The following is a 14171-nucleotide window of genomic DNA, read 5'->3' as shown; positions in this document are numbered from 1 at the left end:
TTTAAGGGGGTCGCTTTACCATTCCTGACCTCGAAAAAACGTCGTGGTGAGCGTTTTGAAAGGTCGAGTGTTGTCGGCCTGCGGTCCAATCTACGTTTTTACACAGCCTGGACGCAAAGCGGACCTGAGTGAACTGATATTTCTTATCGAAACGACCGAGAAACGAATCGTGCGTGCCCAGCGCCCCTTTCGTCGTACGATGGCGAACAACGCACCGGAGGACCTATGAATCAACTTTTTACAGCAGCCGCGGATACAAGGGGGACTGCCTCTACAGCACTATTGGGCGCTGTCGCTGGCGCAGTAGGTGTATGGGCACTTGATCGTGTTGACTGGTTCATGTGGAACCGGGAAGATCCGCGAGCGCGTGCCCGGACGATACGTGTTCGACCTGGAGGGGAGCCGCCCTCACATGCTTTGGTTACAAAGCTCGAGGAATCCACTGGTTTGAATCCAACTGAACGGCAGCATGATATCGCCGGAAACATAACCCACTACTCCATTGGTATTGCACCAGCGGCTGGGTATGCACTAATGCGAGCAAAATTGCCTGGAAATGGAGTTTCACGGGGAGCGCTCTTCGGCCTCGGTCTTTTCTTGGTCCAAGACGAAGCATTGAATTCGTTAAGCGGACTAGGCGCAAAACCGGGCGCCTATCCTTGGCAGGCACATGCACGCGGCTTGCTCGCGCATGTTGTGTATGGACTAACCACTGAATTTATTTTAAATATGATTGACCGTAAGAAAAGCTGAGCCAGGTAACCCGGCTCATTTCCACTACCGCGTCGAATCGTCGCAGCCAAAAGTCACTGCTCGGCCTTTACAACACTGATCATCCCATCGGCTTCCATACACGCACTTTTAACCTTAGAACATTCATCGATCCCATTTTCGCGTAATTGTGCCATAAGCTCTTCAACTGTGACCAGTTCCGCGCGCATGTTCTTTCTCAACATCTTCCCGTTTTCAATTAGAAGCAAGGTTGGCGAGTGCAAAATGCGACTAATAAAAATAAATCGATGAGCCAGCCATTCAATGCAGTACGTCCAAAAAAGGATCGTGGCAATCAATACTGCGCCTTCTATTAGCGATTTGTACTCCGCAGTAAATCCGTTGCCTGAAACCTCAGCCAGTAGGACAATCACCAAAACATCCGCAGTGCCAATTCCGCCACCCTGTCGCTTTAGAATGATTCTCATAAGTACTAGCAGGATAAAGTACATGAATGTTGCGCGAACGAACAATTCTGCAATTGAAATTTTCGGTGTGAGTATAGTATGCCAGTCCACTGATCCAAAAAAATCTACCATATTTCCTCCTGCTTAGCATTGGCGTGGTGGTTTTCACAGCTGACCGACTACAGATAACTCACTCTGTCTTAACGAATGGCTTCAGGAAGAGGAATGAGATTTGCAATACTACATTACGTGATTCATATTGAAGTAAATTAAAGTAGTGCTAACGGACGAGCATAGCTTCTAGTCGATGATTGCAGAGCTAACAAAAGCAGCGCAGAACGTCCGCCCACGGCGGATTTGGTTCTTATTGTAGCGTCCGCATGCGACCCAAAGCAGTTGTTCGACTTCAGTTGCTCTACCGTATATGCAAGCGCATACCCCCGGCTCTTGCCGGAGGGGAGGCTGGCTATATGATAATCAGGTCTGTCTACCCGACACGTTCTCATCAGTTTGACGCAAATTGAATCGCCACGACATCTGTAGACACTCCTGAGCCATAATATCGGGCACAAGGAGAACGTATGAGCGGCAAGCGGTACACAGAGGAATTCAAGATTGCAGCGGTTAAGCAGGTAGCCCAGCGTGGGCACCCAGTGAGCGAAGTAGCGGAGCGGCTCGGGATAAGCATCCATAGCCTGTATGCTTGGACGAAACGCTATGGCGTGCCCGAGGCTGAGCGCAAGGCTGTCGATGCCCAGTCTGACGAGATGCGGCGCCTCAAGGCCGAGCTCAAGCGTGTCACGGAGGAGCGTGACATATTGAAAAACCGCCCCACACGGTTGCCCGTGGCCCTCATGAATAGAAACTCCAGGCGAGTACACTGCATGCACGCAGGACTGTGGCCGTAAGCTTTTTGGAGGCTTGACCCCGTGAAAAAACCTGGCCCAGGGGAAGCTGCGGACTCATCTGTGGCGGCGCTGTCAGGCGACCCCGTTTAGGAAGTTGATCAAATCCGAGTCCCCGTCCTGCTCCTAAATCAGGAGGTGGATCATGTCGAAATCCAGATCAACATCGAAGGCCGCAGGGCTGCCGATCATTCATCCCTTCGCCGCCGGTATCGATATCGGCTCGCGCTTCCATGTTGCTGCCGTCAGTTCGGATCTCTGCGACGAGCCGGTGCAGACGTTCCAGGCCTTCACCAGTGATCTGGAACGCATGGCTGACTGGCTGGTCGCTACCGGTACAAAAACCGTGGTGATGGAGTCGACCGGCGTCTACTGGGTCGCCGCTTTCGAGGTTCTCGAATCGCGCGACCTCGAGGTCATTCTGGCCAATGCCCGCGAAGCGCGTGCGGTCCCGGGCCGGAAGAGTGACGTCAACGATGCTCAATGGCTGCAGCGACTGCATGCGTGTGGGCTGCTGCGCGCCAGCTTTCGTCCTGGCCGAGATATTGCCGAGCTGAGAGCCTACCTGCGTGCACGTGAGCGGCATACCCGATTACGCCGCAGCGCATATCCAGCACATGCAGAAGGCGCTGACCTTCATGAACATTCAGCTTCATCATGTCATCGCTACAATTACCGGTGTGACCGGGATGCGGATCATCCGCGCCATCGTCGCAGGCGAGCGCGACCCGGACAAGCTCGCTGCAATGCGCGACGTGCGCTGCAAGGAAAGCATCGAAACGATCCGCGCCGCTCTCGTCGGCAATTACCAGCCCGAGCACGTGTTCGCGTTAAAACAGGCGCTTGCACTCTACGATTTCTATCAGCAGTGCATCGATGAATGCGATGCCGAAATCGAGCGCACAGTGGCGCAACTGAATGTCGACAGGCCGGTACCAGAGGCACCGTTGCCCAAGGCGAAACACCGAAACAAGATGCCGAGCGATACCAACTTCGACGTACGCTCGGCGATGTACCAGCTGGCCGGCACCGACCTCACCCAGATCCACGGCATCGGGCCATTCCTGGCTCTGCGCCTGATTGGCGAATGCGGTACCGATTTGAGCCGCTGGCGCACCGCCAAGCACTTCACCTCATGGCTCACGCTGTCGCCAAGTTGCAAGATCAGCGGCGGCAAGGTTCTGTCCTCACACACGCGAAAGACCAGCAGTCGGATCACCGTGGCACTGCGGCTTGCGGCAGTCACCGTCGGCCGCAGCAATACTGCACTTGGCGCGTTCTATCGACGGCTGGCCGGGCGCATCGGCAATGCCAAGGCAGTGACCGCAACAGCACGCAAGATTGCGGTCCTGTTCTACAACGCGATGCGATACGGCATGGATTACCGCGACCCCGGGGCGGACCACTACGAACAACAATATCGTGACCGGGTCATCAAGCAACTGCACCGGCGCGCTGCACAATTCGGCTACGCACTGCAACCACAGGAGGTCCCAGCCTGAAAGCGAGTTTCTTAGGAAGGCCGCGGTGTACTTTGCCAAGACGTCCGGGTAAGGTACACCTTAATTGCTGAGTTACAGGACCAATTCCCGGTGCGCCGGCTGTGCAAAGTGCTCGAGGTGCATCCGAGTGGCTTCTATGCCTGGCGTCTGAATCCCGAAAGCAAGCGCGCCAAGGAAGACAAGCGCCTTCTGGTTCCCATCAAGGAATCGTGGCTGGAAAGCGGCAGCGTGTATGGCTACCGCAAAGTCAGCGACGACCTGCGCGAGCTCGGTGAACAATGCGGTATCAATCGCGTCCACCGCCTTATGAGGTCGGCCGGGATCGGTTCACAAACCGGCTACGCCAAGCGGAAATACAAACGCGGCGGCGCCCCTTCGGTGGTGGCGCCTAATCATCTGCAGCGCCAGTTCGACGTGCAGGAACCGAATCGCGTCTGGGTAACAGATATCACCTACATCCGCACTTACGAAGGCTGGCTCTATCTGGCCGTTGTACTGGACTTGTTTTCGCGTCAGGTGGTCGGCTGGTCGATGAGTTCCCGAATCGATCGCGAGCTGGCGATGAACGCACTCTTGATGGCCGTCTGGCGTCGTCAGCCCAAGAATACAGTGATGGTGCATTCCGACCAGGGCAGCCAGTTCAGCAGCTACGACTGGCGCGACTTTCTGGACGAGCATAACCTGCAGCAGAGCATGAGCCGGCGTGGGAACTGCCACGATAACGCCGTCGCCGAAAGCTTCTTTCAGCTCCTGAAACGGGAGCGAATCAGGCGCAAGAAATACGGCACCCGGGAAGAGGCAAAGCAGGATGTCTTCGATTACATCGAGATGTTTTACAATCCAAAGCGCCGGCACAGCTTCAGCAATGACTTGTCGCCGGTCGAGTATGAAAAGCAGTATTTCCAGCGGCTCGCGAGTGTCTAGAAAACTCGTGGCGATTCAAATCTGCCACGCATCGACGCGCAAGTCCAAAGCAAAAAGCCCGCGAAACTCTGCGGGCTTTTTTACTCTGGAAGCGTTATCGCTTACTTCTTCATCATGCCATTGGCATCCATCATCATGCCGTTCTGATCCATCATCATACCGTTTTTCATTTTCATTTTTTTTCCGCCCTTCATCATGACGGAACCGTCCATCATGACTTTGGTGCCGTTCGACATGGTCATATCCTGGTCCATCGCCATAGACTGACCATCTTTCATTGCCATCATTTTTCCATCTTTCATGGCAACGCCGTCGCGCATCATCATGTGACCGCCTTCGTCCATCATCATGCCATTTTGCATTTTCATTTTCTTGCCGTTTTTCATCATGATAGAGCCATCCATCATGACTTTGTCGCCGTTTGACATGGTCATGTCTTTGTCCATCGCCATTGGCTTGCCGTCTTTCATCATCATCATCTTGCCGTCTTGCATCATGAATTGCTGCGCCATCGCGATATTTGCCGACATCATCAGGGCAAACAGGGTGATCAAGTATTTGTTCATGGTTAAGCCTCTAAGTTAGATGTTTCGTTTCGATGAATTTCTACTAACCGAATAAACATATGCGCTAAAAATAGAACGCTCTGTGCAATGGCTAACTTATAAGGTGAGAGTGCGCGAAATGACAACGCGGAACTGCGGGGGGCGGATGGGCGACCGTGATTGGGGTGCGATATTGAGAGATGCCAAATTGCGAACGCCGGACGTGCGTAAGGGCCGGCGCTGGCGTGCTTCCTGTCTGCGGCGCCCGGGGTCGGAGCCTGCGAGGAATTTTGTGTGCCGGCCCATTTTTGAAGGCCTAGTGGATTGCGCTGGGAAAGCGCTCTCCAGACAAAGGTATGCCCGCCGACGAGCCGATCCTTTAAGCGCTAAACCCTGGTTGCCTAGGCAGTATCAAACCGCCCGCAAAGAAGCCGGGCATCGACGAGGTAGAAGCCAGATTCATGCAGTATGCAACGTGCCTTGCGCTAGTTCAAACTTCCGCTTTTAGCCGACCTCGCACTTTCGCGAAGGACCGGACCCGACCGGTAGCGTGACCTTCCAGATGAGGAAATCCAGTAGTTACACAACTCATCAATGTGCACATTGCATTAGCAACATAGTAAGATTGTGGCTCTTAATGTTGAGCGAAAGCGTGTCCCTATGCCTGGAACTGTCGTCAGACCTTTTGATTCCGAAATTGCGAATCGCACCCAGCTCGTCAACCGTTTCAACAAGTTGGTCGGTCCTCCCCACCCAGCTGTGCGCTCGATGCAGCTTCGATTTATCAGTGGGGACCTGACAAAACAGGACGAGTACGACTTTCGAGAGCTTTATGAGCGTGCTGTCGACGAAATCGAGATAGCTCGACACCCTTGACACTTTCAAGGTGCAGGGGAACTGGCAATTTGCATCGCCAGCTCGGTGGCGTAACCCTTCCACACCACGGCGTTGGTCAGCGCGGCCTTCGAGACTCCTAACTGCGTTGGGTAGGCGCGATGGCCGAGTTGCTGCACCTAACGGACTATGTGGATTTGGTATAGGCGAAAGGCTCTGATCTGCTGCGACACTTGTTAAAAATTTTTGACACAACGCGAAGGGCAACCTGGATCGGAACCTTCTGTTCGTCGAGGAATTTTACTGCGGCAACTTCTCCTCGCGATTTTTTAATGTCGATTGCCAGATCAACGTTAAAAGCAGTAATGTGGTCATCTCTATTTTTCATGCCGAAATCGTAACGTAAAATCATTTACAGTAGCGCACACACACCGCCAATCAATGTTTCCAATGTCTGCTGTTGGCCGGAAGCAGGGTTTCCGAAGGCCTCAGTGGATGATGTTGCTGCTAGGACAATCAAGAGGTTTGTCAGGCGCTCTTAATCGTCCAACTTTTGGGGGTCAGTTCATCCGGCTTCCCTTTTCGTTTCCCTTTCCCTTGGGCGGTGCGGACCGTCAACGCGTCCGCGCGCGCAGTGTGCGCCACCTAACGGTAGGTCGGCGGTCACGGGCTTATCATGAAGCCGTGTGAGTGAGGCGCCAGCGAATTCGTTCTGCCGGCCAGCCAAATATCTCAACAGGTTAGCCGGTCGCCTCGAGGATCGGCACCATATTCCAGGCGTCGCCATTGGCGACCGCTATATAACACCGGAAGCGGAGAGCCCATGTCTGCCACCACCAAGAATCCACCGAAGCACCTGGTGCGCGAATACCTCGCCCGCCGCTCGCGCGATCCGCAGCCGCCGCCGGCGCCCGAGGAAATCCGGCGCCAGCTGGGATGGGGGATGCTCGATACCGTCGGACTGGAAGCCGTCCACCAGCCGCTCGCCGCCGCCGCCGCTTTCGGATAAAATAGTTCGTTTTAACAGAGGAGAAACACATGACCAAGCGTATCGGTAACAAACACGAAGCCCAGCACCGCGGCGTCGAAGAACGTCTCGACATCCGCCGCACCAACATCGCACGCGAGGCCGTCAAGCAAGCGACCGCGCGCGCAAAATACCGCAACCAGGTCAAGAACCAGCCGTCGATCTCCGCATAGGCCGCCTGATTTTCTCCAGGCAGCAAAAAAAAAGCCCGCGCGGCAACGTGGCGGGTTTTTTTTCGTCTCCGGTTCGCGCCGTCCGCCGATTCCCTCGCCATTCACCGATTCCGCGCTGCCGTTCGCCGAAAGGTGCTTTTCCTCCGCACCGCACCACGCTATCGTGTTGACATCACAACACGGAGAACGACATGGGTACCGAAAACAGCTACACGACGCGCAAGCAGATGATGTGGGGCCTGGTCCTGATCGCGGTCGGCACGATCTTCCTGCTCGACCGCATGGAGTTCTTCGATGCCTCCACGGTGTGGCATTATTGGCCGCTGCTGCTGGTCGTCGTCGGCATCAACCAGACCATCGGCTACCCGAGCGCGCGCGAGTTCAAAAGCGGGCTGTGGACGATCTTCGTCGGCCTGTGGCTGTTCGCGGTGTTCGAGGGCTTGTTCGGCTTGACCTTCCGCAACAGCTGGCCCTTGTTCCTGCTGATGGCAGGAACGCAGCTGGTGCTCGCGCCGGTCATTGCGCGCCGTTTCCCGGAATCGAAGGAGAAGGACCATGCATAAGGAAACGATTGACGAGCGCCGCGCCAACCGCGGCGCGACCAGCCAGGTCTTGATGGGCGTGCTGGTGATCGCCCTCGGCCTGCTGTTCTTGCTGGACAACCTCGACATCATCCATGTGCGCGATGCACTGGCCTTCTGGCCCCTGATCTTCATCTTCGCCGGCGTGGCCAAGCTGCTCGACACCACCACGCCGAATGGCTACCTGCTGGGCCTGGCTGGCATCGGCATCGGCGTGACGATGATCCTGCAACGCCTCGGCATCATCGATTTTTCATGGCGCGCGGCCTGGCCGCTGGTCCTGATCGCGGTCGGCGCCATGGTGGTGTACCGCGCCATGACCGGGCAGCGCACGGCGCGCTTCGGTGTCGTCGTCCTCGACGACAAGGACAAGATGAAGGATACGGCAGGCGTCGAGGCGCAGAGCGTCGACGTGACCGCGGTGCTGGGCGGCTTCGAGCGCCGCGTGCATACCCAGGACTTTCGCGGCGGCGAAGTGACCGCGGTCATGGGCGGCTGTTCGCTCGACATGCGCGGCGCCTCGATGACGGGCGAAGCGGTGCTTCACGTGTTCGCGTTCTGGGGCGGGGTCACGCTGAAGGTTCCGCCCGACTGGACCGTGGTCTTGCAAGGAACGCCGATCATGGGCGGCTTCGACGAGAAGACCGTGACGCCGCCGGACAACAGCAAACGCCTCGTCGTGCGCGGCTACGCGATCATGGGTGGCGTTGAAGTACGCAACTGATGATGGGGACGTTCGGAACACGGCGCAGCACTGCCCTTTACCTGGCGGCATGGACACTGCTCGGGGTGCTGCTGGCCGGCCTGATGGTGGCGGCCGGCGACGCGCCCTGGGGCGCGAGCCTGCTGTTCGCCGTTCCGCTGTCCCTGGTCTACGGCTGCGCCAGCGGATTTTCATCGTATTACCTGTGCCGCGCCTATCCGCTGGCAACGAGGCCACTGGTCGCCGTGCTGGGCGTGTTCACCTGCACGGCGGTGTGCGCCGGCGCGCTCTGGACCGCGGCCGGCGGCGGCTTCGCGGAAGTGCTGCGCAGTCTGGTGCCGGGCCTGCCGGCGATGTCGCGCCCGTTCGCGGCCTTGATGTTCGGCCTGGGCGTGATCCTGTACGGCTTGAGCGCGGTGGCGCACTACCTGGCCCTCGAATTCGAGCGGGCGCGCAGCCTGGAGCGGCGCGAACTGGAGATGAAGCTGGCGGCGCAGGAAGCCGAACTGCGCATGCTGCGCACCCAGATCGACCCACACTTCCTGTTCAACAGCCTGAACTCCATCAGTGCGCTGACCTCGATCGATCCGGGCGCCGCGCGCGGCATGACCTTGCAGCTCTCGGATTTCCTGCGGCGCAGCCTCGGCATGGATGCGCAGCGCAAGGTCGCCCTGAGCGAAGAAATCGCGCTGGTCGAGGCCTTTCTCGCGATCGAACAGCTGCGTTTCGGTGCGCGCCTGCGCTTCGAGCACGCCATTGGCGAAGGGGCGGGGCAGTGCCTGCTGCCGCCGATGCTGCTGCAGCCGCTGGTCGAGAACGCCGTCAAGCACGGCATCGGCAACCGGGTCGACGGCGGCCTGGTACGCATCGCCGCCGACCGGGCCGGCGCGCTCTTGCGCATCCGGGTCGAGAACGACGCCGACGAGGACGACGTCTCGCAGCCGGCCGCCGGCTGCGGTATTGGCCTTGCCAACGTGCGCCAGCGCCTGCTGGCCACCTATGCGCACGAGGCGAGCGTGCACTGGACGCGCCTTGGTGCGCGCTTCCGGGTCGACATCGCGCTGCCCGCCGAACACCCACCCCTGACGGAGACTTGAAAGCATGCGTGTCATCATCGTCGACGACGAACACCTGGCGCGCGCGCTCCTGCGCGAGTACTTGTCCGGCTATCCGGAGATCGAGATCGTGGCCGAATGCGCGAACGGCTTCGAGGCGGTCAAGGCCATCGGCGAGCTGGACCCGGACCTGGTTTTCCTCGACATCCAAATGCCGAAACTCGACGGCTTCGAAGTGGTGGAGCTAAGCGGCGCCCGCACGCAGTACGTGTTCGTGACCGCCTACGACCAGTTCGCACTGAAGGCGTTTGAAGTGCGCGCGATCGACTATCTGCTGAAACCTTTCAGCCGCGAGCGCCTGGCGCAGGCCCTGGACAGTGCGAAGGCGCGGGCGACCCCGGCGGAGCAAGTCGAAGCGGTGGCGCTGGAAGCGGCGCGCCGCCACGGACCGCTCGAGCGGATCCTGATTCGCGACGGCGCCCGCGTGCACGTCGTGCCCACAATCGGCATCGACTGGATCGAAGCCCAGGACGATTATGTGCAGATCAGCGCCGGTGGACGCACCTACGTGAAGAATGGACGGATGGCGGAACTCGAACAGGGGCTGGACCCACAGCTGTTCCTGCGCGTGCACCGCTCCTACATCGTGCATGTCGGCGCGATCGAGCGGATCGAGGCGCCGACGAAAGACAGCTGGTGCGCGGTCCTGAAGGATGGCAAGCGCGTACCGGTCAGCCGCAGCGGCTACCAGAAGGTGCGCGACCTGATTCGCTGATTACGCGCTGAGTTGGTCGACCTGCCACCAGCGCGGCAGCAGCGCGCGTACCGCAGGCTGGTCGAAGCGGTCGTCGATCAGGTAGACCACGCCCTTGTCAAGCTCGGTGCGGATCACGCGTCCGGCCGCCTGGACCACCTTCTGCAAGCCCGGATACAAATACGTGTAGTCGTAGCCGGCGCCGAACATGGCCTGCATGCGTGTGCGCAGCTGCTCGTTGACGGGATTGAGTTGCGGCAGGCCGAGGGTGGCGACGAACGCGCCGATCAGGCGCGCGCCGGGCAGGTCGATCCCTTCGCCGAACGACCCGCCCAGCACCGCGAAGCCGATGCCGCGTCCCGCCGGCTCGAAGCGCTCCAGGAATGCGGCCCGCTCAAGTTCGCTCATGCGGCGCTCCTGGCGCCAGATCGGCACCTCGGGATGCTCGCTGGCGAACAGTGTCGCCGCCTGTTCCAGGTAATCAAAGCTGCTGAAGAATGCCAGGTAGTTGCCCGGGGTTGGCGCGTACTGCTCGGCCATCAGCCGCACGATCGGGGCGAGCGATGCGCTGCGGTGCTGGTAGCGGGTCGAGATGCGTCCCGCGACGTGGACGGCCAGCTGGCCGGCCGTGAAGGGCGATTCCACATCGACCCAGCCGGTGTTCTCGGGCAGGCCGAGCAGGTCGGCGAAATAATGCCAGGGACTGAGCGTGGCGGAGAACAGCGTCACCGAATGCGCTCCCTCGAAGCGCGGCTTCAGGAAAGGCGCCGGCACGACGTTGCGGATGCAGAGCAGGCTGTCCTTGCCGCGCCGCGTCAAGTCGCACAGCGAATGCTCGCCAAACGATTCGGCCAGGCGCGTGAAGTGCATGGCGTCGAAGTGAAAGCGTTGCAGGGCCGGGTCAAGCGGGCCCGGATGCTCGGCGACGAAGTCGTTGATGGTGCCCGTGGCGTTCGTGAGCGCGTTCAGCAGCTTGTCGCCGGGCGCCTCCAGTACTTGATAAGGCAGTGGCGCGGCGTCGTCGATCTCGCCCCAGACGCGCGCGATTTTCGACAGCGCCTTTTTTACCGGCGGCGGCGCGGCGGCGCGGGCGGCGCGCAAGGCCACCCGATCGAGTGCGCAAGAATACATCGAGCGCGCACGCGAGACCATGTTGTGCGCTTCGTCGACCAGCACGCTGGCACGCCAGCCATTGGCCTGGGCCAGCGCGTACAGCATCGCGCTGCCGTCAAAATAATAGTTGTAGTCGCCGATCGCGACGTCGGTCCAGCGCGCCATTTCGCTGCCCAGGTAATACGGGCAGACCTCGTGCGCCAGGCCGACCTCGCGCAGCGCGGCGCGGTCGAGTACCGGGACGGCGAGTGCCGCCTGGCGCGCGCCGGGCAGGCGGTCGTAGAAGCCCTTCGCCAGCGGGCATGCGTCGCCATGGCAGGCCTTGTCCGGATGCTCGCAGGCCTTGTCGCGCGCGGCCAGTTCCAGTACGCGCAGCGGCAGTTCCGGCGCGTGGGCGCGGATCGCCCGGGCGGCGTCGAGCGCAAGCTGGCGGCCCGGCGTTTTCGCCGCCAGAAAGAAGATCTTGTCGATGCGCTGGCTCGGTGCGGCTTTCAGTACCGGGAACAGGGTGCCGATGGTCTTGCCGATGCCGGTCGGCGCCTGGGCCAGCAGGCAGCGGGAAGCAGCGTTCGCCTTGAACACGGTTTCGGCGAGCTGGCGCTGGCCCGGGCGAAAGTCGGTATGCGGAAAGCGCAGACCCGCCAGCGCAGCGTCGCGGGCTTCGCGGTGGCGCAGTTCCTGTTCGGCCCAGGCGACAAAACGTGCGCAGACTTCCTCGAACAGCTCCTTCAGTTCAGTGGCGCTGCGTGTCTCGCGCAGTGAGGTTTCCAGGCCGCTGCCGATCTCGTAGTAGACCAAGGCCAGGTTCAACTCGTCCAACCCGCGCGCGGCGCACAGCAGGTGGCCATATACGCGCAGCTGGGCCCAGTGCAGGTGGCGGTGGTTGTCCGGCATCGACGAGAGCTGGCCGCGGTAAGTCTTGATCTCCTCGATCAGGTTCTGCGCCGGGTCGTAGCCGTCGGCGCGCCCGCGTACGTGCAGGAGTCCACAGTCGCCAGAGAGCGTGACTTCGGCCTGGTAACCGTCGCCCCGGCGCGCCGTGACGACGGCGTGGCCGGCAATGCCCTCCTGGGCGGTGGGCGAGGGCGTGAAGCGCAGGTCGAGGTCACCGCGTTTGGCCGTGAATTCGCACAGCGCACGTACCGCGACGACATAGCTCAAGCAGCCTGCTCCCACTGCAGGTAGCAGACGGCCACCGGCATGTCGTGCGCCGCACAATAATCGATCCAGCGCAGCTGGTTGTCCTGCAGGCGGTCGCCCGGCCCCTTCACTTCGATCATCTTGTAGCGCCGCTCAGCCGGCCAGAACTGAATCAGGTCCGGGAAGCCCGTACGATTGGCCTTCACGTCGGCCAGGATGCGCTCGCACCAGCGCTTCACGTGCGCGGCCGGGATGCAGTCGAGCGCGAGCTCCAGCAGCGCGCGGTCGAGGCTTTCCCAAGACACGAAGGGCGCCGAAATGCCGGCCTTTTCCTCGAAGTGCGCGAGGATGGTGGCGCGGTAGCGGCCGTCGTCGCACTGGGCCAGGCAGTCGGCGAATTCCTGCGCGCGGCGCTGGTGGAAGTCGAGGCTGTACAAATCGGCGGGGGCGCGGTGGAAGGGGTGAAAGAAGGCGCCGGGAATGCTGGCAAAAATCGCGCGCCAGCACAGCAGCCCGAACAGGGCATTGGCGAGCATGTTCTCGACATAGAATACCGGTGCCTCGTCGCAAGCCAGGTGGTCGCGCACGGCGCCTTCGACCCACGGACCGTCGCAGGGAATCGGGAGGCAAACGTCCAGGCGCGCGGGAGTGGCGGGACGGCGCGCGATCGACTTCGGGTGGCCCAGTTTGCGTGCCAGGCGCGGGCCCATGCGCTGCAGGTGCTGGGATTCTGCGTCGTTCTCGGGTGCGCGCTCGGCTTCCTGCAGCAGTTGCCAGGCCTCGGGGAAACGCTCGGCCTTTTCCAGCACCCGGATCGCGCGTCCGCGCGAACCCGGATAGCCGCAGCGCGTGTAGACATCGATCGCGCGCTGCCAATCCTGCTGCTTTTCGAAGTGCTGGCCGACCTGGAACAGGAATTTCTCGCGCCGGCTCTCCAACCAGTCGTTGTCGAAGGCGTGGATTGGCAGCTCGCTCAGTACGTCGTCGATCGGCTCGAGTGCGGCATAGAAACGCTCTTTGCATGTGTGCAGTTGCAGATAATGGTCGATGTCGCGCTGGTCGCGAAAACCGCGTGAGGCTGGGGAGAACTCGACCTGCTCGAAGCGATACACGCCGAGGTCGGCGAGGACGAATTCGGTCCAGTCCTGGCGCAGGTTGCCGAAGAAGATCAGGCGCAGGCGGTCGCACAGCGGTTTCACGAGGATGCGCAAGGCGACGTCGGTGCAGCCGGCGTACCAGTGGGAAAAGGCGCGGCTGTCGCAGAACGCTTCGCGCAAGGCTTCGAGCTGCTCGGCCTTGCGTGCATTCTTCTGCTGCGGATGGGACTGAAAAGCCGAGGCGATCTCGGGCTTGGCCAGCAGATCGAACAGCTCATCGAGGGAGATGACTGGATCAGTCTCGATCCAGCCTGTCGGCAGCAAGTGCTGCGCGGCTTCAACCGGGCAGCCGATTTCCGCATAGTTCATTTTGCTGGCACGGAACAGATTCCCTTTGCGCATCACCATGCGAACGAACAGCGCGCGCGCCGGCTGCGGCAGTGCGGGAAAGGCTGCCATGAAGGCGCGTTCGTCGTCGGTCAGCAGGTCGTCGTAACGCCCGCCAAGCCAATCCAGGACACTCTGGAAATTATCCAGATAATAAAACTCGTTTTCCAGAATCCTGTTCATTATATGAGGCGACAACTGTGCTTATGTACAGTATAGCCTCACGATTCACGAAGACCCAGCGCTTTCGGCC

General features: G+C 60.1%; 12 protein-coding genes and 3 pseudogenes. 11 read left to right on the top strand and 4 right to left on the bottom strand.

What is annotated here, in order from left to right:
* The first annotated feature begins 447 nt into the window (after positions 1-447).
* Positions 448-753, top strand: a complete 306-nt coding sequence (locus ACHAC9_RS18205) for a hypothetical protein (protein ID WP_435761941.1) — start codon at positions 448-450, stop codon at positions 751-753.
* 53 nt (positions 754-806) lie between these two features.
* Here ACHAC9_RS18205 and ACHAC9_RS18200 read toward each other — a convergent pair whose 3' ends face one another.
* On the bottom strand, positions 807-1310 hold the full coding sequence (locus ACHAC9_RS18200) for a DUF421 domain-containing protein (RefSeq protein WP_435761939.1): 504 nt from the start codon (positions 1308-1310) through the stop codon (positions 807-809).
* A gap of 449 nt (positions 1311-1759) precedes the next feature.
* Between ACHAC9_RS18200 and ACHAC9_RS18195 the strand changes: the two are divergent.
* The 4 genes and pseudogenes from ACHAC9_RS18195 to ACHAC9_RS18180 all read left to right on the top strand — a co-directional run.
* Positions 1760-2002: pseudogene (locus tag ACHAC9_RS18195) on the top strand (transposase); the annotation flags it as partial.
* Between the two features lie 226 nt (positions 2003-2228).
* Positions 2229-2621 (top strand): annotated as a pseudogene (locus ACHAC9_RS18190) (IS110 family transposase); the annotation flags it as partial.
* Between the two features lie 37 nt (positions 2622-2658).
* A complete protein-coding gene (locus ACHAC9_RS18185; protein WP_435761937.1) occupies positions 2659-3585 on the top strand; it encodes a transposase in 927 nt (308 codons plus the stop codon).
* 15 nt (positions 3586-3600) lie between these two features.
* Positions 3601-4509: pseudogene (locus ACHAC9_RS18180) on the top strand (IS3 family transposase); the annotation flags it as partial.
* A 101-nt stretch (positions 4510-4610) separates the two neighbouring features.
* Here the strand turns inward: ACHAC9_RS18180 and ACHAC9_RS18175 are convergent.
* A complete protein-coding gene (locus tag ACHAC9_RS18175; RefSeq protein WP_435761935.1) occupies positions 4611-5075 on the bottom strand; it encodes a DUF6799 domain-containing protein in 465 nt (154 codons plus the stop codon).
* Positions 5076-6711: 1636 nt separating this feature from the next.
* Here ACHAC9_RS18175 and ACHAC9_RS18170 point away from each other — a divergent pair.
* The 6 genes from ACHAC9_RS18170 (at position 6712) to ACHAC9_RS18145 (ending at position 10202) form a co-directional block, all read left to right on the top strand.
* Entirely contained in the window at positions 6712-6897 is a 186-nt protein-coding gene (locus ACHAC9_RS18170) for a hypothetical protein (RefSeq protein ID WP_435761933.1), read from the top strand.
* Between the two features lie 29 nt (positions 6898-6926).
* Positions 6927-7088, top strand: a complete 162-nt coding sequence (locus ACHAC9_RS18165) for a hypothetical protein (protein WP_435761931.1) — start codon at positions 6927-6929, stop codon at positions 7086-7088.
* Positions 7089-7279: 191 nt separating this feature from the next.
* Positions 7280-7651: a LiaI-LiaF-like domain-containing protein gene (locus ACHAC9_RS18160; protein WP_435761929.1), complete on the top strand. Its 372-nt coding sequence runs from the start codon at positions 7280-7282 to the stop codon at positions 7649-7651.
* Complete coding sequence (locus ACHAC9_RS18155; protein WP_435761927.1) at positions 7644-8393, top strand: LiaI-LiaF-like domain-containing protein; 750 nt, start codon at positions 7644-7646, stop codon at positions 8391-8393. The genes ACHAC9_RS18160 and ACHAC9_RS18155 overlap by 8 nt, the downstream gene beginning before the upstream one ends.
* Positions 8393-9469 (top strand): sensor histidine kinase, encoded by a 1077-nt coding sequence (locus ACHAC9_RS18150; RefSeq protein ID WP_435761925.1) that lies wholly within the window; start codon positions 8393-8395, stop codon positions 9467-9469. The genes ACHAC9_RS18155 and ACHAC9_RS18150 overlap by 1 nt, the downstream gene beginning before the upstream one ends.
* A 4-nt stretch (positions 9470-9473) precedes the next feature.
* Entirely contained in the window at positions 9474-10202 is a 729-nt protein-coding gene (locus ACHAC9_RS18145) for a LytR/AlgR family response regulator transcription factor (RefSeq protein ID WP_435761923.1), read from the top strand.
* Here the strand turns inward: ACHAC9_RS18145 and ACHAC9_RS18140 are convergent, their stop codons facing one another.
* Together ACHAC9_RS18140 and ACHAC9_RS18135 are read right to left on the bottom strand one after the other, a co-directional pair.
* Positions 10203-12455, bottom strand: coding sequence for an ATP-dependent DNA helicase (locus ACHAC9_RS18140; protein ID WP_435761921.1), 2253 nt, complete (start codon positions 12453-12455; stop codon positions 10203-10205). It lies immediately after the preceding gene.
* On the bottom strand, positions 12452-14101 hold the full coding sequence (locus ACHAC9_RS18135; protein WP_435761919.1) for a VRR-NUC domain-containing protein: 1650 nt from the start codon (positions 14099-14101) through the stop codon (positions 12452-12454). Before ACHAC9_RS18135 ends, ACHAC9_RS18140 begins: the two co-directional genes overlap by 4 nt.
* Positions 14102-14171: the final 70 nt, after the last annotated feature.

The sequence above is a fragment of the Massilia sp. CMS3.1 genome, from assembly GCF_051262535.1.
Taxonomy (GTDB): Bacteria; Pseudomonadota; Gammaproteobacteria; order Burkholderiales; family Burkholderiaceae_D; genus Telluria.
This window is presented reverse-complemented; position numbering and strand designations above follow the sequence as displayed.

Coding starts and splice junctions, on each gene's coding strand:
- ACHAC9_RS18170 (WP_435761933.1), top strand. CDS start 6,712: ATGTCTGCCACCACCAAGAATCCACCGAAGCACCTGGTGCGCGAATAC.
- ACHAC9_RS18145 (WP_435761923.1), top strand. CDS start 9,474: ATGCGTGTCATCATCGTCGACGACGAACACCTGGCGCGCGCGCTCCTG.
- ACHAC9_RS18150 (WP_435761925.1), top strand. CDS start 8,393: ATGATGGGGACGTTCGGAACACGGCGCAGCACTGCCCTTTACCTGGCG.
- ACHAC9_RS18155 (WP_435761927.1), top strand. CDS start 7,644: ATGCATAAGGAAACGATTGACGAGCGCCGCGCCAACCGCGGCGCGACC.
- ACHAC9_RS18135 (WP_435761919.1), bottom strand. CDS start 14,101: ATGAACAGGATTCTGGAAAACGAGTTTTATTATCTGGATAATTTCCAG.
- ACHAC9_RS18160 (WP_435761929.1), top strand. CDS start 7,280: ATGGGTACCGAAAACAGCTACACGACGCGCAAGCAGATGATGTGGGGC.
- ACHAC9_RS18165 (WP_435761931.1), top strand. CDS start 6,927: ATGACCAAGCGTATCGGTAACAAACACGAAGCCCAGCACCGCGGCGTC.
- ACHAC9_RS18175 (WP_435761935.1), bottom strand. CDS start 5,075: ATGAACAAATACTTGATCACCCTGTTTGCCCTGATGATGTCGGCAAAT.
- ACHAC9_RS18200 (WP_435761939.1), bottom strand. CDS start 1,310: ATGGTAGATTTTTTTGGATCAGTGGACTGGCATACTATACTCACACCG.